The following is a 17,755-nucleotide window of genomic DNA, read 5'->3' as shown; positions in this document are numbered from 1 at the left end:
AACGGCATGCACGACTTTATCATCATCGGCGGTGGCATCCTGGGCATGTCCACCGCCATGCAACTCAAGCAGGCGTATCCCGACCGCAGGATGCTGTTGCTGGAGAAGGAGGCGGGACCGGCACGGCATCAGACCGGCCATAACAGCGGCGTGATTCATGCCGGGGTCTATTACACCCCGGGCAGCCTCAAGGCGCGCTTCTGTCTCGAGGGAAATCGCGCCACCAGGGCGTTCTGTGACGAGCACGGCATCGCCTACGACACCTGCGGGAAGCTGTTGGTGGCAACCAGCGACCTCGAGATGCAGCGCATGGAGGCGCTATGGGAGCGTACCGCCGCCAACGGTCTTGAGCGGGAGTGGCTCTCCGCCGAGGCGCTGGCCGAGCGTGAGCCCAATATCACCGGGCTGGGCGGAATCTTCGTGCCCTCCAGCGGCATCGTCGACTATGCCGAGGTGACGCGCGCGATGGCCGCCGAGTTCGAGCGGATGGGCGGCGAGATCCGCTACAACGCCGAGGTCACCGGCCTGGAGGAGCGCTCCCGGGAGGTGGTGGTCGCCAGCTCGGCCGGTGAGTTCACCGGGCGTTATCTCGTCACCTGCTCGGGGCTGATGGCCGATCGAGTGGTCCGCATGCTGGGCCAGGACCCGGGCTTCACCATCTGCCCCTTTCGCGGCGAATACTATCGGCTGCCGGAGAAGCACAACCGCATCGTCAATCACCTGATCTACCCGATCCCCGACCCCTCCATGCCGTTTCTCGGGGTGCATCTGACCCGCATGATCGACGGCAGCGTGACGGTGGGCCCCAATGCGGTGCTGGCGTTCAAGCGCGAGGGCTATCGTCGTCGTGATATCTCGCCTCGCGACCTGGCACAGATGTTCACCAATCCGGGGATCCTCAAGGTGCTGGGCAAGAACCTGCGCCCGGGCCTTGTCGAGATGAAGAACTCCCTGCACAAGCGCGGCTATCTCGAGCTGGTGCGCAAGTACTGTCCGGAGCTGACGGTCGAGGATCTCGAGCCCTATCCGGCGGGCGTGCGCGCCCAGGCGGTATCCCGAGACGGCAAGCTGGTGGACGACTTCCTGTTCGTGAACACCCGGCGTACCCTCAACGTGGGCAATGCACCGTCGCCAGCCGCGACCTCGGCGCTCCCCATCGGCAGTCATATCGTCGACCAGGTGAAGACGATGGTTGAGGGGTGAGCCCCAGACCATCGTGGCATTGCCGAAATTCCTCTGAAACGTAGAATTTGCGCCGATAGGTTCTCACGCTGGGTCCGTGCTAGCTTGGGGGCCGTACGCTGTTCAGGCGTCGGAAACGACTACAAGACAACCTGGTTGCAGGACCGGAGGAATGCCATGAAAGCCTTGAAGTATGCCGCTGTCGCCTCGCTGATCGCGACGGCTCCGTTGGCGGCTGCCCAGCAGCAGCTCTCCATCGCCACCGGTGGTACCGGCGGCACCTACTACCCACTGGGGGGTGGCCTTGCCGAGATGATCGGCAAGCATCTCGAGGGTTACGAGGCCGTCGCCGAAGTGACGGGGGCCTCGGTGGAGAACATGGGGCTGGTGTGGCGCGGTGACTCGGACCTCGCCCTGGCCCTGGCCGACACCGTTCACCAGGCCTACAGCGGCACCGGCGACTTCGAGGGCCGCCAGCTCGAGAACATCCGTGCGCTGGCATCGGTCTACCCCAACGCCGTTCAGCTGGTGACCCTGGCCGACTCCGGTGTCGAGAGCCTTGCCGACCTGAAGGGCAAGACGGTGTCGGTAGGGGCGCCGGGCAGTGGCACCGAGCTCAACGCCAGGGCGCTGCTCGAGGCCAACGGCATCAGCTACGAGGATTTCGATCCGCGCCGCCTCAACTTCAACGAGACGGCCGATGCCATCCGTGACGGTGATATCGCCGCCGGCTTCTGGAGCGTGGGACCGCCCACCAGCTCGATCATGAACCTGGCCACCACCCGGGATGTCCGCCTGGTCGGCCTCTCCGACGAGGAGGTGGCCAATGCTCGCGAGAGTGTCTCGGTGTTCGCTCCCTACGAGCTGCGTGCCGGCCTCTATGAGGGCATGGAAGAGGGCGTGCAGACCATTGGTATCCCCAACGTGCTGGCGGTGAGCAGCGAGATGGACGAGGAGCTCGCCTACCAGATCACCAGGATGCTCTTCGAGCGTACCGATGAGCTGATCGAGGTCCACCCGGCGGCCAACGACACCACCGTGGAGTTCAGTGTCAACTCCACCCCCATCGCCTTCCATCCGGGCGCTCTGCGCTACTACGAGGAAGTTGGTGCCGAGATCGCCGACCACCAGCGTCCCTGAGGCGGTGCGTGACTGGCATCTGACTGCAGGGCGGGCCGCCAGGCCCGCCCTGCTGCTGTGTGCAGGCCTGTTTCTGGCCAGCCCGGCGGTGGGTCAGGAGCCGGCCCGCCTGGAGGTAAGCGGCGAGCAGGGGGCCACCCTGGTGTCGCTGCCCATGCCCGAGGGCGAGGACTGGTGCCTGGAGTGGAACCACTCGGTAGAGGGGTTCCCGGTCCTCGACTGCTATCGCCATCGTGATGGACGCATGGTGCTCGAGCGCAGCCACCTGCCGGACTTTGCCGCCGGGCTCGATCATATCCCCGGCCGTGGTCGCCAGGTATCGGACGGCGAAGGGGGGTACTGGATCGAGGATCTCGACGAACCGGTGCCGGGCAATGCCTACCGCCTGCGGGTGGGGAGTCTCGCCGTCGATCACCGCCTGGTGGTGGATGGGCAACGCATCAGTCTGAGCCAGCTGGCCGCCGACCACCGCGTTACCGTGCGCCTGGTCACTCCCGCTGGCGATCCAACACCCTGAGAAAATCGCAATGAATGATTCGGACAACTCTCCTATCGTGCCCGGCAGCCAGGCGAGCCACGCCCGGCCGGTGTTGTGGCTGATCACGCTGGTGGCGGTGGGCCTGTCGCTGTTCCAGCTCTACTCCGCCGGCATCGAGCCGCTGGGGCTCTTCTACCAGCGCAGCATTCACCTGATGCTGATCATGATGCTGGCCTTCCTGATGTTTCCGGTATTCGGATCGCGACGACCCCGCGGGCTCGTCGGCTGGCTGCTCGATGCCACCTTCTTCGCCGGGGCGCTGGTCACCGGCGGCTACCTGGTGCTCTACCTCGACGAGATCATCAATCGTGCCGGCTTCTGGAGTCAGACCGATATCATGGTCGGCTGCATCGCGGTCATCACCGTGCTCGAGGCGGCGCGCCGTGCGGTAGGCCTGGGCATGACGGTGATCGGAGTGGTCGCGCTGCTCTACGCCTTCGCCGGCCCGCGTGGTGACCTGCCGTGGCTGGGCGAGTGGCTGCCCGGCATCCTCGAGCACCGTGGCTACAGTCTCGATCGTCTGGTAGGCCAGCTCTACCTGGGGCAGGAGGGCATCTTCGGCCTGCCCATGGGCGTGGCGGCCACCTATATCTTCATCTTCGTGCTGTTCGGCGCCTTTCTCGAGATTACCGGCGCCGGCAAGTTCTTCATCGACCTGGCCTACGCCGCTACCGGCCGTCAGCGTGGTGGACCGGCCAAGGCGGCGGTGATCGCCTCGGCCGGCATGGGATCGATCTCCGGCAGCGCCATCGCCAACGTGGTGACCACCGGCGCCTTTACCATCCCGCTGATGAAGCGTCTTGGCTACAAGCCCCATCAGGCCGGGGGCATCGAGGCGGCGGCCTCCACCGGTGGGCAGATCATGCCGCCGCTGATGGGCGCCGGCGCCTTCCTGATCGCCGAGTACACTCGGATGCCTTACCTCGATGTGGTCAAGGTCAGCATCCTGCCGGCGATCATGTACTTCGGTACGGTCTACCTCTTCGTGCACATCATTGCCCTGAAGCAGGGCATGCAGGGCATGGCCAGGAGTGAGCTGCCGCAGATGCGCGACGTGATGTCTTCCGGCTGGCACTTCCTGCTGCCGCTGGCGGTGCTGGTGTGGCTGCTGGTGATGAACATGTCGCCGATGCGGGTGGGGTATTACGCCATCCTCACCATGCTGGCCGTGGCGGTGCTGCGCTTTGTGGTGTGGATGCTCTTCGTGGCCCCGCAGCAGGGGGAGCCGGTCACCGGCGAACGCCTGGCCACCGCCATCCGCAATGGCCTGCTGAAGCTGATGGAAGGACTCGAGCTGGGGGCTCGCAATGCGGTTGCCGTCTCCATGGCCTGTGCGGTGGCCGGCATCATCGTCGGGGTGGTGGGGCTGACCGGGCTGGGTCTGAAGTTCTCCTCCATGATGCTGGCCTTCTCGGGCGGCAATCTGCTGCTGGCTCTGGTCATGGTGCTGCTGGCCAGCCTGGTGCTGGGCATGGGGCTACCGGTGACCGCCAGCTATATCGTGCTGATCGTGCTGGTCGGCCCGGCACTGACCGCCGAGTTCGGCGTTCCGCTGCTGATCGCCCACCTGGTGGTGTTCTGGTACTCCCAGGACTCCAACGTCACCCCACCCATCGCCCTGGCCGGCTTCGCCGGGGCGGCGATCGCCGGGGCCAAGCCGATGGAAACGGGCTTCCAGGCCTGGAAGTTTGCCAAGGGGCTCTATCTGATCCCGCTGTTCATGGTCTACAACCCCGAGATCATCATGGGGGGGCCCTTGCCGCTGCTGATATGGACCGGCTTGACGGGGTTCCTTGCCCTGGCCGCCTTCGCCGCGGCGCTGGAGGGCTATCTGTTTACCCGCATGGGCTGGCCCTCGCGGGCGCTGCTGCTGCCGGCCATCGTGGCGGTGTTCTACCCCAGTCTGATGGTGGAAGCCGCCGGCGCTGCGACGATGCTTGCCGTGATCGTCGGCAACTGGGTGGCGAGCCGGCGTAGCGCTCTCCCCGCCTGACGCCACGGCCATCGCCCGAAGCGTGGCATGACGAAAGAGGCCCGCTCGGTTTCCCCGAGCGGGCCTCCGTTTGGTGCAGGATTGATGCAAGATGCGTGAGTTACTGGGTCGAGGCTTCCGCTTCGGCCTCCGCCTCGGCTTCTGCCGCCACGTCCGCCGTGGCATTTGCGGCTTCCTTGGTGGCCTCGGCCGTCTCTTCGGTGGCACCCAGTGCCATCTCCTTGGCGCCCTCGACCAGCTCGCCGGTCTTCTCGCGAGCGGCCTCGACTGCGTCGGCGGTCATCTCCTTGGCCGAGTCGACAACATTGGCGGTGGCGTCACCCGCCGCATCCAGGGCGCTGGCGGTTTCGTCAGCGGCCTCGTCACCTGCGGCCTCCAGGTTCTCGCCGGCGGCCTCGGCGGCCTCACCGGTTTCCTGGGCGGCTTCGTCACCCGCTTCCTCCAGGGCCTGCTCTGCCTCCTCGGCGGCCTGTTCGGATTCGGCAGCGGCTTCATCCAGTGCCTGCTCTGCCTCCTCGGCGGCCTGTTCGGATTCGGCAGCGGCCTCATCCAGTGCCTGCTCGGTCTCGGCGGCGGCTTCGTCCAGGGCCTCGCCGGCCTCGCCGGACGCCTCATCGAGCTCCGCTTCCGCGGCCGCTGCGGCCTCTGCGGTAGCGTCGGCCGACTCCTCGACGGCCTGTTCGGCGGACTCGGCTGCCTGTTGCGCCTCCTGCTTGGCGGCCTCCTCGTGCTGAGTCGTCTGGTCGTTATCGGAGTCGCAACCGACCAGCAGCAGCGAGCCGGCGAATGCCGCGGTGAAAATCAGGGAACGCTTCATGGTTAGTCTCCTTCTTTGAGTTTCAGGCGAGCTAGTCCAATCTGCCCACACAGCAGCACTGTAGCAGCCAATGAAGCAGGCAGCATGAAAGCTGCTGTCTGCTCTCGGCAACACCTGAGGCGTGAATCTGGCTGACTGACCGGTCAAGATGACTGGAAAGGCCTGTATCGCTAAAATGGCCGGCTTTCCTTTTATTCACTCTTTTCCTCTAGGGGAAGTTCCGAGGAGCAGGCCATGCAGTCCGCTACACAGACGCCGAAGGTCGGCGTGATCATGGGGTCGAAATCTGACTGGCCGATAATGGAACATGCCGTCGAGATGCTCGAGCGTCTGGGAGTGGCCTACGAGACCCGAGTCGTCTCGGCCCACCGTACCCCGGACCTGCTGTTCGATTATGCGAAGTCGGCGGCCGAGCGCGGCCTCGAGGTGATCGTCGCCGGCGCCGGCGGCGCCGCCCATCTGCCGGGCATGGTGGCCTCCCAGACCGCGCTGCCCGTGCTGGGGGTGCCGGTGGAGTCCAAGTCGCTCAAGGGGCTGGACTCACTGCTCTCCATCGTGCAGATGCCCGGTGGCATCGCCGTGGGTACCCTGGCCATCGGCAAGGCGGGTGCCACCAATGCGGGACTGCTGGCGGCGCAGATCGTGGGGCTTCAGGATGACAGGGTGCGCGCCGCCGTGGAGGCGTTTCGCGCCGAGCAGACGCAGACGGTGCTCGACAATCCTGACCCCCGGCCTGATTCACGGACCGAGCCCTGAATAGCCAGCCCTGATAGCCTGATAGAGAGACAATGAGGAGATCATCATGAACATCGGTGTTCTGGGTGCCGGTCAGCTCGGCCGCATGCTGGCCCTGGCCGGCTACCCGCTGGCCAACCGTTTCACCTTTCTCGATACCACCGGGCATCCCAGTGCCGGTATCGGCGATGTGATGGTAGATACCGACCGCAGGCACCTGGCGGCCTTCCTCGAGAAGGTGGATCTGGTCACCTACGAGTTCGAGCATCTGCCGGTGTCGCTGGTGCAGGAGATCGAGGAGGTGAAACCGGTCTACCCCTCCAGCGAAGCGATTCGCGTCTGCCAGAACCGCGCCGAGGAGAAGGCGCTGTTCGATCGCCTGAGCATTCCCACCCCGGCCTACCGCCTGGTGGAGAGTGCCGACGAGCTGGAGGCGGCGGCCCGAGAACTGGGCACGCCGGTGGTGGCCAAGTCGATCACCGAGGGCTACGACGGCAAGGGGCAGGCGGTGTTGCGAGATCCCGCCGAGGCGGCCGAGGCGTGGCGTGCCATCGCCCATCCGCGGTTGATCGTGGAGGCCTTCGTCGACTTCGTGCGTGAGGTGTCGATCATCGCGGTGCGTGGTCGCGATGGCGAGGTGGTCTTCTACCCCATGGCCGAGAACCAGCACGTGGATGGCATCCTGCGCTACTCCATCGCTCCCTTGCCGGACCTGGCCGACAGCCTGCAGCAGACCGCCGATGGCTATATTCGGGCGCTGCTCGATGAGCTCGACTATGTGGGCGTGCTGACCCTGGAGCTGTTCCAGTGTGCCGACGGCAGCCTGCTGGCCAACGAGATGGCGCCTCGAGTGCACAACTCCGGTCACTGGACACAGGATGGTGCGGTGACCAGCCAGTTCGAGAACCATCTGCGTGCGATTCAGGGGCTGCCGCTGGGGGATACCGCCGCACGCATGCCCACCTGCATGGTCAACGTGATCGGCCAGGAAGGCGACCCGTCCGCCATCCTGGCGCTTGCGGACGCCCATCTGCACCGCTACGACAAGACCGAGCGCGCCGGCCGCAAGCTGGCCCATGTCAATCTTCTCGCGCCGACTCACGAGGCGCTGCTGGAGCGGGTTCGCGCCTGTGCCGCGCTGCTCCCTGAGGCACCCGCGCCGAGCTTCAGCTTCGAGTAGGCCGGCAGGCCCGCCCCGGCCGTGTCAGAGTCTCAATCAGACAGGCCGCCCCGGTTGGGGCGGCCTGTCTGCATTGTATGTCCTGGACGCTCCATGAACCGGTAGCGGAGGAGGGGCTCAGCCCATCAGCAGTGTACTGGCCAGCAGGCCACCCCCGAGCAACAGCACGAACAGTGTCAGGGCCAGGATAAAGGGCTTGATACCCAGGGCCTTGAGTTTCTCTACCCGCGTTTCGTAGCCCAGTGCCGCCATGGCCATGGTCAGCGCCAGCTGGCCGGCCATGACCAACCCAGCGTGCAGCGGGGCAGGCAGGGTGACCAGGCTGTTGAACACCACCATGGCCAGGAAGCCGAACGCGAACCAGGGGATCACCAGGCTGGCCTTTCCTGCGCCGGCCTCGGCGGGCTGGTGGCGCAGCCACCACTGTCCGACGATCAGCAGGAAAGGCACCAGCAGCATCACCCGCACCAGCTTGACGATCACCGCATTGGCCAGAGCATCGGGGCCCACCGCCTCGCCAGCGGCGACCACCTGGGCGACCTCGTGCACGGTGGCACCGATATAGACACCGAATAGCCCCTCATCCATGCCCAGCAGCGGGTAGAGCAGCGGGTAGACCAGCATCGCCAGGGAACCGAACAGCACCACCGTGGCCACGGCCATGGAGGTGGCAGCGGGGCGCGAGCGAATGGTCGATTCGGTGGCGAGTACCGCCGCGGCGCCACAGATGGCGCTTCCGGCGCTGGTCAGCAGGGTGGTCTCGCGATCCATGCCGAGCACCCGGGTGCCGATCAAGTAGCCCGCGGTGAGCACGCTGATGATCACCAGGGCGTCGAGCAGCAGGACCCTTGGCCCGAGTGCCATGATCTGCTGCAGGGTCAGGGAGAGACCGAACAGCACGATGCCGCCGCGCAACAGCCAGCGAGTGGCGAACTTCAACCCCGGGCCGGTGGCGGTAAGCCGCCGGGCCAGGGGCAGGTTACCAGCCACGATGCCCAGCAGCAGCGCCAGCACCAGGGGGCTTATCCCGGCATCGGCCAGCGGAGGGAGCCGCGTCAGGCCGAAGCCGGTTATCGTCAGGGTGGTGCAGACCAGCAAGCCTTGCCACATGTCGTTACTCTCTAGTGCTGTTGATGTGGCGTATGTTATGCCCTAATAACACATCAGGTTATCAGTTAATAACGAACTGGCTTTTCGGAAAAACCGATATGACACCTATGGTGAGCTTTCGTCAGCTTCAGGTCTTCGCCACGGTGGCGCGTCTCGGCTCGGTCAGCGCCGCGGCCCGAGAGCTGTGCCTGTCGCAGTCGGCGACCAGCCAGGCCCTCTCGGAGCTGGAGCGCCAGCTGGGGGTGGCACTGTTCGAACGCCATGGCCGGCGCTTGCGGCTCAATGACCTGGGGCGCCAGCTGCTGCCCAGGGCCGAACAGCTGCTCGATGGCGTAGACGCCTTCGTGGCGGCGGCCACCGAGCCCGAAGGTGAGCTGCATGGCGTGCTCGATGTGGCGGCCAGTGCCACCGTGGGCACCTACCTGCTACCGGGGCTGGTCGGGCGCTTCAGCGAGGCCCACCCGGGGACGGATCTGCGCCTGCGGCTGCGCAATACTCACGAGGTGATCCGCGATGTATTGCGCCTGGAGGCGGATCTCGGCCTGGTCGAGGGCGAGTGCCGGGAGCCGAGGCTGGAGAGCGAATCCTGGTGTGAAGACCGCCTGGTGGTGGTCTGTGCCCCCTCTCATCCACTGGCGGGTCACGCGCGGCTGGATGATATCGCCCTGGAAGAGGCGGCATGGATCCTGCGGGAACCGGGCTCCGGGACGCGAGAGGTCTTCGAGCAGGCGATGCGCGATCGCGGGGTGTTGCCCCGGGTACGCATGGAGCTTGGGCAGCATGAGGCGATCAAGCAGGCGGTGCTGGCCGGCCTGGGGCTGGGGTGCCTGTCACGACTGAGCGTGGCCGGGGAGCTCGCCCGCGGCGAGCTCGTCCCGCTGGACAGCGAACTGGACCTGCGTCGGACCTTTTCCCTGGTATGGCACCCCGGGCGTTATCGCAGCCCGCTGTGGCAGGCGTTCAAGGTGTTCCTTCGCGAGTCCACACCCGTTGAACACCTACAGGCAGTCCCGGCTCAGCGCTAGCCTGCTGGTGGGGAGCTCTCAGAGGTCAGGCGTATCGAAGTACTTCCGGGCGATGGCGTCGTAGGTGCCGTCTTCCTTCAGGGCGGTCAAGGCCTCGTTGAAGTCTCTGGCCAGCTCGCGGTCGCGCTTGCGAAAGGCGACGCCCACGCCCTGGTCGAAGTAACGGGCCGGTTCGCGAACCAGTTCGCCGAGGCGCCGGAAGTCGCTCTCCTGCTCGTCGATATCCACGAAGGACTGTGCGGTGGGGTACTCCATGAAGGCCAGATCCAGGCGCTGGGTGCGCATGTCGGCGACCACGTCGGCCCAGCTGGCGTAACGACGCACCTCGAGGCTGTCGCCATGGAGGTCGGTCACGTAGTTGTCCTGCAGGGTGGCGGTCTGCACCCCGACGACCTTGCCCTCGAGGCTGGAGGGGTCACTGATATCGATGTCGCTATCCTGGTGGGCGACCCAGACGCTGGGCATCCGGAAGTAGGCGTCGGAGAACAGCACCTGGCGACGACGCACCTCGGAGATGGTCATGGCAGACATGATGGCGTCGTACTTGCGGGCCTTGAGCCCCGGAATCAACCCATCCCAGCTCTGCACCACCCACTCGCACTCCCGCTCAAGGTAGGCGCATATCGCGTTGCCCAGCTCGATGTCGAAGCCGGCCAGGGTGCCGTCGGGCAGGCTGTACTCGAAGGGCTGATAGGGCACGTCGGTGGCCAGGCGCAGAGGTGCCTCGGCCTGGACGGATGAGGTGGCCAGGCTGGTGCACAGGGCGGCGGCCAGCAGTAGCTTGGGTCGATACATGTAAGGTCTCGCGATATAGAGAGAGGGCAGAAACAATCTTCGAGAATGGAGGTTTGTCCCGTCAATTATATCGAGATGAAGCGAGTTTTTCAGAGCAAACAGCCAGTACGAAGCTGTATGGCAGAGCGAATGACAGGTAGGAGGAGTTGCAGGGTCGACTCAATGCCGGGAGGTCATGGCGTAGGCGAGAGAAGGGGGGAGGCGAAAGAGGAAGGGAGCGTGGTCGCGGGTCGGGTCGTGGACTGCCCCGGGGGTGCCGGGGCAGAACATCAATCACTCGCCGAAGTACTTGGCGTGGATCTCGTCGTAGGTGCCATTCGCCTTCAGTTCGGCCAGGGCCTCGTTGAAGGTCTCGGCCAGCTCCTGGTCACGCTTGCGGAAGGCGATGCCGAAGCCCTCACCGAAGTATTCCCTGGGCTCGGTGATCATCTCGCCGACCACCTTGTAGTCACCCGCGTCGCTGTCGAGCAGGGTGGACTTGCCGATCGGGAAGTCGAGGAAGACCGCGTCGAGGCGGCCGGAGTCCATGTCCAGCACCATGTCGTCGGCGGTGGCGTAGCGTTTCACGTCGGCCACGTCGCCATACATGTCGGTGGCGTAGTTGTCCTGCAGGGTGCCACGCTGCACGCCGATGGTCAGACCCTCGAGGGTCTCCTTGGAGGGGGTGCCGATCTGCATGTCGCCAGGGGCGAACCAGGCCGAGGGTGGGGTGATGTAGGGGTCGGAAAAGAGTACCTGCTCACGGCGCTGCTCATTGATGGTCATCGACGACATGATGGCGTCGTACTTGCGCGCCATCAGGCCGGGGATGATGCCGTCCCATCCCTGCACGACCCATTCGCAGTCGATACCGATCTCGGCACACAGGGCGTTGCCCAGATCGATATCGAAGCCGGTGAGTTCGCCATCCGGGGTACGGTACTCCATGGGCTCGTAGGGGACGTCGACGGCGATGCGGAGGTCACGCACCTCGGCACTGGCGGCGCCTGCCACCAGGGCGGCACCGACGGTGCCGAGGCTCAGAATCTTGTGTAGCTTCATGGGTGGGTCCTGTCATTGTTGATGGAATCACCTTGGGGGTGATGACAGGCCAACCTTAGCGGATCCGACAGAGGGTCGAAAGGGGAGCCGGCGTGGAGGTAAACGCCAGCTCCCAACGATCGTTTGACGCATTCTCAGCCGCCGGCGGGCTTGAGGTGGGCCAGCAGCCGCTTCTCCAGATAGCGGAACAGGTAGAGGATGGCGAAGGTCAGGCAGAGATAGATGGCCGCCACGAACAGGAAGGCGTCGAAGGGGGCATAGAAGCGTGCATAGACGAAACGCGCCGCCCCGGTCAGGTCCATGATGGTAACCACGCTGGCGATGGCGCTGGCGTGGAGCATGAAGATCACCTCGTTGCCGTAGGCGGGCAGCGCGCGGCGGAAGGCGCTGGGCAGCACGATTCGGCGCAGCATGAGGCGCTGGGTCATGCCATAGGCGCGTGCCGCCTCGATCTCACCGCGGGGGGTGGCCTTGATGGCACCACGGAAAATCTCGGTGGTGTAGGCCGCGGTGTTGAGGGTGAAGGCGACCAGCGCCGGCACGAAGGGCTTCTCGAGCAGCACCCATAGCCAGGTATCCTGGATGCCCTCGACGAACACCACTCCGTAGTAGATGAGGTAAAGCTGTACCAGCAGGGGTGTGCCCCGGAACACGTAGCAGTAGAGAAAGATCGGCAGGCTGATCCAGCGATGCCGTGAACCGCGGCCGATGGCCAGGGGAATGGCCAGCACCAGGCCGATCACCAGCGACAGGAACACCAGTTGCACGGTGGTCACCAGCCCTTCGCCGTAGTAGCCGAGGGTCTGCAGGGTGAAGATGCTGTTGTCGGCCAGCAGGGCCTCGAGTCGACTCATCAGGGTGTCCATCACTTGACCTCCCCGAAGCCGACGTCATAGCGCTTCTGCAGGCGGGCGAAGCCCCACTCGGAGACGCTGGCGATCAGCAGGTAGACCGCCGCGACGATGATCATGAAGGTGAAGGGCTCGCGGGTCGCCTTGGAGGCCTCGGCGGCGACGCGCACCATGTCGGAGAGTCCGATCACCGAGACCAGGGCGGTGGTCTTGAGCAGTACCATCCAGTTGTTGGAGAGCCCGGGAATGGCGTGGCGCATCATCTGCGGGAAGCGGATGCGCCGGAACACCAGCCAGGGCCCCATGCCGTAGGCGCGGCCGGCCTCGATCTGGCCGCTCTCCACCGCGAGGAAGGCGCCGCGGAAGGTTTCGCCCATGTAGGCGCCGAAGATCAGGCCGATGGTGATCACCCCCGCCACGAACTCGTTGACGTTGATGAAGATATCCCAGCCGAAGTGCGCATAGAGCTGGTCGGTGATCGCGTTGATGCCGATCTGGCCACCGAAGAACAGCAGCATCATCAGCACCAGGTCGGGCACGCCGCGGATGATGGTGGTGTAGAGGGTGCCGATGGCGTGGGCCGCCCGGCTGCGGGACATCTTGGCGCTGGCGGTGATAAGGCCCAGCACGATGGCCAGGAGCAGCGACAGCACCGCCAGCTCGACGGTGATCAGCGCACCCTCCAGCAGTCGAGGGCCATAGCCGTGAAGATTGATCATGGGACTTACCTCGTGGGCCGAGTCAGTGCTTGGGGGCCAGGAACTGCTTGAGGCGTTCCGAGCGGGGGTTGCCGAATACCGCCTCGGGCGGACCGGACTCTTCGATCACACCCTGATGCAGGTAGATCACCTCGGTGGAGACGTCTCGAGCGAAGGCCATCTCGTGGGTTACCAGGATCATGGTGCGCCCCTCGTCGGCGAGGCCGCGCATGACCTTGAGCACATCCCCCACCAGTTCCGGGTCCAGGGCAGAGGTGGGCTCGTCGAACAGCATCACCTCGGGGTCCATGGCCAGGGCCCGGGCGATGGCGCCGCGCTGTTGCTGGCCACCGGACATCTGGGCCGGGTAGGCATTGGCCCGTTCGGTCAGGCCCACCCGTTCGAGCAGGACGTGGGCCTGTTCGATGGCCTCCTTCCTGGGCTTGCCGAGCACATGCACCGGCGCTTCGATGATGTTCTCCAAGAGGGTCATATGGGCCCAGAGATTGAAGTTCTGGAACACCATGGAGAGCTTGGCGCGCATGTTCACCACCTGCTGCCAGTCGGCCGGCTCGCGGCCGTGCTTCGTCTCCTTGAAGCGGATCGCCTCGCCATGGACGATCAGTTCGCCCTCGTCGGGCTGTTCGAGCAGGTTCATGCAGCGCAGGAAGGTGCTCTTGCCGGAGCCCGAGGCGCCGATCAGGGTGATGACATCGCCCTTGCGGGCCTCGAGCGACAGGCCCTTGAGGACGTCAGTATCGCCGAAGCGCTTGGTGATATTGCGCACTTCCAGCGGGATCGGGGTTTCGGCCATGGGTCGGGCTCCGTTCAGGCGTGTCGCACGGCGTATCGGCAGGTCATTGTCTGCCGACCTTGGCACGGGGCGGTGATGGGTTGGCAAAGGGGCAAGATTCTACCCTCTGTTTATCGTTGTTATAAGACTTTCCGGCCACCCGGTGGCTCGGCATGGGCCCAGACATCACTCGGGTGGGGGAGTCGGTGTGGCCAGCAGGGCGGCGCGGGCACCGACCTCCACCGCGGCGTTGGGGAAGATGACCGATAGCGGGCTCGTGCCGACGCGGGTCTCGCCTTGGCTTGCATCCTCGGCGAGCAGGGTGCCCGGGGCAAACTCGGTAAAGTTCGGGGTGTCATCGGCGAAGGCCAGGCGGAAGGCTTCACTATGACGGATCAGCTCCTGCTCGACCCGGTAGAACACCATCCGCTCTGGCGGCGCCGCGCTCGGTTCGTGTCCCTCCAGCAGGGCCTGCAGCAGGCGCGCCATGGGCGCCAGCGGGGTCAGGTCATTGTGGCCGAACGGCAAGGCATGACCAAGCTCCAGGGTAAAGGCCTGGGCATCGTGGTAGTGCTTGCTGTAGTGAGAGAAGGTCCAGCTGTGGCAGTGCTGGTGAAGCACCGCCTGGATATCCGCTCCGGCCAGCCACCGCCACTGCTCGAGCGCCACGGCGGTGGTCTCGCTCCAGGGGTTGACCACGAAGCGAGGGTAGCGGCTTCCCCGGATGGCGGTATGCAGGTCGTAGTGCAGGCGCGGGCGGTCCGCATGGCGGGTGTAGAAGGCATCGACCGCCGCCATCAGTTCGCGGGCACGCTCCGGCTCCATGCCCTGCTCGTCGAGGTCGCGGCGAAACAGCCGGTTGAGATTGGTGTTGATGTAGCGGGTCTGCTCGCGGGTCGCCTCTGGGCTGCCGAGGATGACCAGCAGCGGCGCACCGAGCCTCAGCTTGCCGGCCGCCAGGTGCTTCAGCAGGTCGTCCAGCAGCTCCATGGGGGCCGTCTCGTTGCCATGAATGCCTGCCGAGATGACACAGGCATGAGCGGATGGGGCGGAGGAGTCGGGCAGCAGCTCCAGCAACCCGTGGCCGAGGCGGCGGAACTGCCCACCGCACAGCTCGCCGTGAGTCGGAAAGTCCGCCTCGTCGATGCTCCGTGTGAGCCAGGTCTCCAGCATGATGTCATGCCTCCTTGCGCCAGGCATCGCAGACCTGGCCCTGCTCGACCCAGATCAGCTCTTCCACCGGAAAGTCCAGTCCTCTCGCCTCGGCCACCAGCGCCTGTCGCGTGGCCTCGTCCAGGCTTGGGGTGCGGGCCAGTATCCACAGGTAGTCCCGATCGGGACCGGCAACCAGCGACCAGCGGTAGTCGTCGTCGAGGGCGAGCACATTATAGCCGCCATAGAAGGGACCGAAGAAGCTGACCTTTAGCCGGCCCATATCCTCGTCACCGATGAAGTAGGCCCGTCCCTCGGCCAGCTCGATCTCGCCACCATCGAGCCTGACGCCTCGATTCAGCACGCGCACGCCGCCGTCATCGCGCAGCGAATAGTCTGCCGTGACGCACTCCATGCCGCGTTCGAAGGAGTGGTCCAGACGGGCAATCTCGTACCACTGGCCCAGGTAGCGGTCGAGTTCGAAGTCGCTGACTGGCTCAGTGCCCTCGGGAATGCCGGTACAGCCGGCCAGCAGCAGGGCGATGCCCAGGGTGGGAAGCAGGGAAGAGTGGGGCATGGAAACTCCTGTAGTGAGCCTGGCGATGGCTGTGACCTTTGCCGCATGGGAGGTGGCAGAGAGGCGATCTAGACTGGTCGACTGCCGATTGCCAGGCTACCGACTGCCAGGAGAAACGTCATGAAGGAACACAGCCGTCGTCTCAACGCCCACTATGATGCCCTTGCCGAGCGAGGGGAGGGAAGCCTGACATGCCGGCTGCGTGAGGCCTACCGAGTCGCCGGGCGTGATCCGGACCGACTCACCCTGGACGAGATCGCCGGCATCGACCAGCTGCATCTGGGCGGGCGCGGAGCCAGCCGCTCGCTGGCGGCCCTCGGCGAGTGGCAGCCGGGGAGCCGGGTGCTGGATGTGGGCTGTGGCACCGGCGGTGCCAGTCGTCTGCTGGCCGATGAGTTCGGCTGCGAGGTGCTCGGCGTGGACATCACCGCGGCCTTTGTCGACGTGGCCACCTGGCTGAGCGCGGCAACCGGACTCGGCGACAAGACCCGCTTCCTGTGTGCGGATGCGGCCCGCACGCCGCTGCCCGATGCGGCCTTCGAGACCATATGGTGTCAACACGCGCTGATGAACATGCCCGACGTGGCGGGCGTGCTGGCGGAGTGGCGCCGACTGCTGGTGCCCGGTGGGCGGGTGCTGCTACACGAGGTGGTGGCCGGTGACAATCCGGAGCCCCTGGCGCTGCCGGTGCCCTGGGCCAGCACCCCGGCTGAGAGCCATCTGCAGACACGCGAGACCCTGGAGTCTCGCCTGGCCGAGGCGGGATTCAGGCTCGAGGCGCTCGAGGATGTCACCGAGGCCGCCCTGGCCTGGCGGCAGAAGCACAGCCGGCGGGAAGGGGGCGAGCCGCCCGCCGGGCCGGCCCTGCCGGGGCCCGTGGCGATCTTCGGCGAGCGCTTCCTGACCATGGGGCGCAACCTGCGCGACAACCTGGCGGCGGGCAGGGTGCGCATCCTCGAGGGGGCGTGGCACCGCCTCGAGTAGCGCACCGTTCGAGACACTTAACCGGTTCAGGCCACTTGGCCGATGATACGCTCGGCGATGGCGCGGCCCAGGATTTCGGTGGTGCCCCGGCCGCCGATATCCGGGGTCAACACCCCCTCGTCGCCTTCGGCCAGCACCGCCTCGAAGGCGGCGACGATGGCCACGCTGACCTCCTGGTGGCCGAGGTGTTCGAGCATCATCGCCGCGGACCAGATCTGGCCGATGGGGTTGGCGATGCCGCGACCGGCGATATCCGGGGCGCTGCCATGGACCGGCTCGAACAGGCTGGGGAAGGTGCCCTCGGGATTGATATTGGCCGAGGGGGCCACGCCAATGGTGCCGGTGCAGGCCGGGCCCAGATCGGAGAGGATATCGCCGAACAGGTTGCTGGCCACCACCACATCGAACCAGTCGGGATGCATCACGAAGTTGGCGGTGAGGATGTCGATATGGAACTGGTCCACGGCGACCTCGGGGTAGTGCCTGCCCATCTCGGCCACCCGCTCGTCCCACCACGGCATGGTGATGGCGATGCCGTTGGACTTGGTGGCCGAGGTGAGCTTCCTGCGTGGCCGTGACTGGGCCAGCTCATAGGCGAACTTCAGCACCCGGTCGGTGCCGTGGCGGGTCATCACCGTCTCCTGGATCACCACTTCGCGCTCGGTGCCCTCGAACATCCTGCCACCGACGCTGGAGTACTCCCCCTCGGTGTTCTCGCGCACCACGTAGAAGTCGATATCACCCGGCTGGCGGTTGGCGAGCGGGCTTTTTATGCCAGGCAGCAGGCGGCAGGGGCGCAGGTTGATGTACTGGTCGAAGCGGCGTCGGAACTGCAGCAGTGAGCCCCAGAGCGAGACATGGTCCGGTACGGTCTCCGGCCAGCCCACGGCACCGTAGAAGATGGCGTCAAACTCCTTCAGAATCTCGAACCAGTCGTCGGGCAGCATCTGGCCATGTTCGGCGTAGTAGTCGCAGCTGGCGAAATCGAAGGGCGCAAGCTCGAGCGCGATGCCGAAGCGCTCGGCGGCGGCCTGCAGGGCACGCACGCCCTCGGGCATCACCTCCTTGCCGATGCCGTCGCCGGGGATCACTGCGATGCGGTGGGTCATGTAGGGCTCCTCTGAAAGGGGGCTGTGTGAACGCA

At 65.7% G+C, this 17,755-nt stretch carries 18 protein-coding genes; 8 read left to right on the top strand and 10 right to left on the bottom strand.

Annotated elements, in window-relative coordinates:
• Positions 1–6 precede the first annotated feature (6 nt).
• The 4 genes from lhgO to GRB80_RS07025 all read left to right on the top strand — a co-directional run bounded on the left by lhgO (position 7) and on the right by GRB80_RS07025 (position 4,853).
• A complete protein-coding gene (gene lhgO / locus GRB80_RS07040; protein WP_161423045.1) occupies positions 7–1,203 on the top strand; it encodes an L-2-hydroxyglutarate oxidase in 1,197 nt (398 codons plus the stop codon).
• Positions 1,204–1,359: 156 nt separating this feature from the next.
• A complete protein-coding gene (locus GRB80_RS07035; protein WP_132042077.1) occupies positions 1,360–2,322 on the top strand; it encodes a TAXI family TRAP transporter solute-binding subunit in 963 nt (320 codons plus the stop codon).
• Entirely contained in the window at positions 2,291–2,839 is a 549-nt protein-coding gene (locus GRB80_RS07030; protein WP_374708634.1) for a DUF1850 domain-containing protein, read from the top strand. The genes GRB80_RS07035 and GRB80_RS07030 overlap by 32 nt, the downstream gene beginning before the upstream one ends.
• A gap of 10 nt (positions 2,840–2,849) precedes the next feature.
• A complete protein-coding gene (locus GRB80_RS07025; protein ID WP_161423044.1) occupies positions 2,850–4,853 on the top strand; it encodes a TRAP transporter permease in 2,004 nt (667 codons plus the stop codon).
• 100 nt (positions 4,854–4,953) lie between these two features.
• On the opposite strand, the gene GRB80_RS07020 is transcribed toward GRB80_RS07025, so the two are convergent.
• The gene (locus GRB80_RS07020) at positions 4,954–5,670 is read right to left on the bottom strand and encodes a hypothetical protein (RefSeq protein WP_132042079.1); all 717 of its coding nucleotides are present in this window, start codon (positions 5,668–5,670) and stop codon (positions 4,954–4,956) included.
• 234 nt (positions 5,671–5,904) lie between these two features.
• Between GRB80_RS07020 and purE the strand changes: the two genes are divergently transcribed.
• Both purE and GRB80_RS07010 read left to right on the top strand, forming a co-directional pair.
• Positions 5,905–6,426 carry a 5-(carboxyamino)imidazole ribonucleotide mutase gene (gene purE / locus GRB80_RS07015; protein WP_132044481.1) on the top strand — a complete coding sequence of 174 codons (522 nt, stop codon included), beginning with the start codon at positions 5,905–5,907 and terminating at the stop codon, positions 6,424–6,426.
• A 46-nt stretch (positions 6,427–6,472) separates the two neighbouring features.
• On the top strand, positions 6,473–7,585 hold the full coding sequence (locus tag GRB80_RS07010; protein ID WP_161423043.1) for a 5-(carboxyamino)imidazole ribonucleotide synthase: 1,113 nt from the start codon (positions 6,473–6,475) through the stop codon (positions 7,583–7,585).
• Positions 7,586–7,702: 117 nt separating this feature from the next.
• Here GRB80_RS07010 and GRB80_RS07005 read toward each other — a convergent pair whose 3' ends face one another.
• Positions 7,703–8,695, bottom strand: a complete 993-nt coding sequence (locus GRB80_RS07005; protein WP_161423042.1) for a YeiH family protein — start codon at positions 8,693–8,695, stop codon at positions 7,703–7,705.
• A 98-nt stretch (positions 8,696–8,793) separates the two neighbouring features.
• Here GRB80_RS07005 and GRB80_RS07000 point away from each other — a divergent pair, with 98 nt between their 5' ends.
• The gene (locus GRB80_RS07000; RefSeq protein WP_161423041.1) at positions 8,794–9,720 is read left to right on the top strand and encodes a LysR family transcriptional regulator; all 927 of its coding nucleotides are present in this window, start codon (positions 8,794–8,796) and stop codon (positions 9,718–9,720) included.
• An 18-nt stretch (positions 9,721–9,738) separates the two neighbouring features.
• Here GRB80_RS07000 and GRB80_RS06995 read toward each other — a convergent pair whose 3' ends face one another.
• From GRB80_RS06995 to GRB80_RS06965, 7 genes are all read right to left on the bottom strand, one after another.
• Entirely contained in the window at positions 9,739–10,515 is a 777-nt protein-coding gene (locus GRB80_RS06995; RefSeq protein WP_161423040.1) for a transporter substrate-binding domain-containing protein, read from the bottom strand.
• Positions 10,516–10,788: 273 nt separating this feature from the next.
• Positions 10,789–11,556 (bottom strand): ABC transporter substrate-binding protein, encoded by a 768-nt coding sequence (locus tag GRB80_RS06990; protein ID WP_161423039.1) that lies wholly within the window; start codon positions 11,554–11,556, stop codon positions 10,789–10,791.
• A gap of 134 nt (positions 11,557–11,690) precedes the next feature.
• Positions 11,691–12,422, bottom strand: a complete 732-nt coding sequence (locus GRB80_RS06985; RefSeq protein WP_161423038.1) for an ABC transporter permease — start codon at positions 12,420–12,422, stop codon at positions 11,691–11,693.
• Positions 12,422–13,126, bottom strand: a complete 705-nt coding sequence (locus GRB80_RS06980) for an ABC transporter permease (protein ID WP_161423037.1) — start codon at positions 13,124–13,126, stop codon at positions 12,422–12,424. The genes GRB80_RS06985 and GRB80_RS06980 overlap by 1 nt, the downstream gene beginning before the upstream one ends.
• 22 nt (positions 13,127–13,148) lie before the next feature.
• Positions 13,149–13,919 carry an ABC transporter ATP-binding protein gene (locus tag GRB80_RS06975; RefSeq protein ID WP_161423036.1) on the bottom strand — a complete coding sequence of 257 codons (771 nt, stop codon included), beginning with the start codon at positions 13,917–13,919 and terminating at the stop codon, positions 13,149–13,151.
• A gap of 165 nt (positions 13,920–14,084) precedes the next feature.
• On the bottom strand, positions 14,085–15,071 hold the full coding sequence (locus tag GRB80_RS06970; RefSeq protein WP_161423035.1) for a succinylglutamate desuccinylase: 987 nt from the start codon (positions 15,069–15,071) through the stop codon (positions 14,085–14,087).
• A gap of 4 nt (positions 15,072–15,075) precedes the next feature.
• Positions 15,076–15,627: a lipocalin family protein gene (locus GRB80_RS06965; RefSeq protein WP_161423034.1), complete on the bottom strand. Its 552-nt coding sequence runs from the start codon at positions 15,625–15,627 to the stop codon at positions 15,076–15,078.
• A gap of 120 nt (positions 15,628–15,747) precedes the next feature.
• Between GRB80_RS06965 and GRB80_RS06960 the strand changes: the two genes are divergently transcribed.
• The gene (locus GRB80_RS06960) at positions 15,748–16,611 is read left to right on the top strand and encodes a class I SAM-dependent methyltransferase (RefSeq protein ID WP_161423033.1); all 864 of its coding nucleotides are present in this window, start codon (positions 15,748–15,750) and stop codon (positions 16,609–16,611) included.
• Positions 16,612–16,637: 26 nt separating this feature from the next.
• Here GRB80_RS06960 and GRB80_RS06955 read toward each other — a convergent pair whose 3' ends face one another.
• Positions 16,638–17,720, bottom strand: coding sequence for a tartrate dehydrogenase (locus tag GRB80_RS06955; RefSeq protein ID WP_161423032.1), 1,083 nt, complete (start codon positions 17,718–17,720; stop codon positions 16,638–16,640).
• Positions 17,721–17,755: the final 35 nt, after the last annotated feature.

The sequence above is a fragment of the Halomonas icarae genome (assembly GCF_009901955.1).
Classification (GTDB): Bacteria; Pseudomonadota; Gammaproteobacteria; order Pseudomonadales; family Halomonadaceae; genus Halomonas; species Halomonas icarae.
This window is presented reverse-complemented; position numbering and strand designations above follow the sequence as displayed.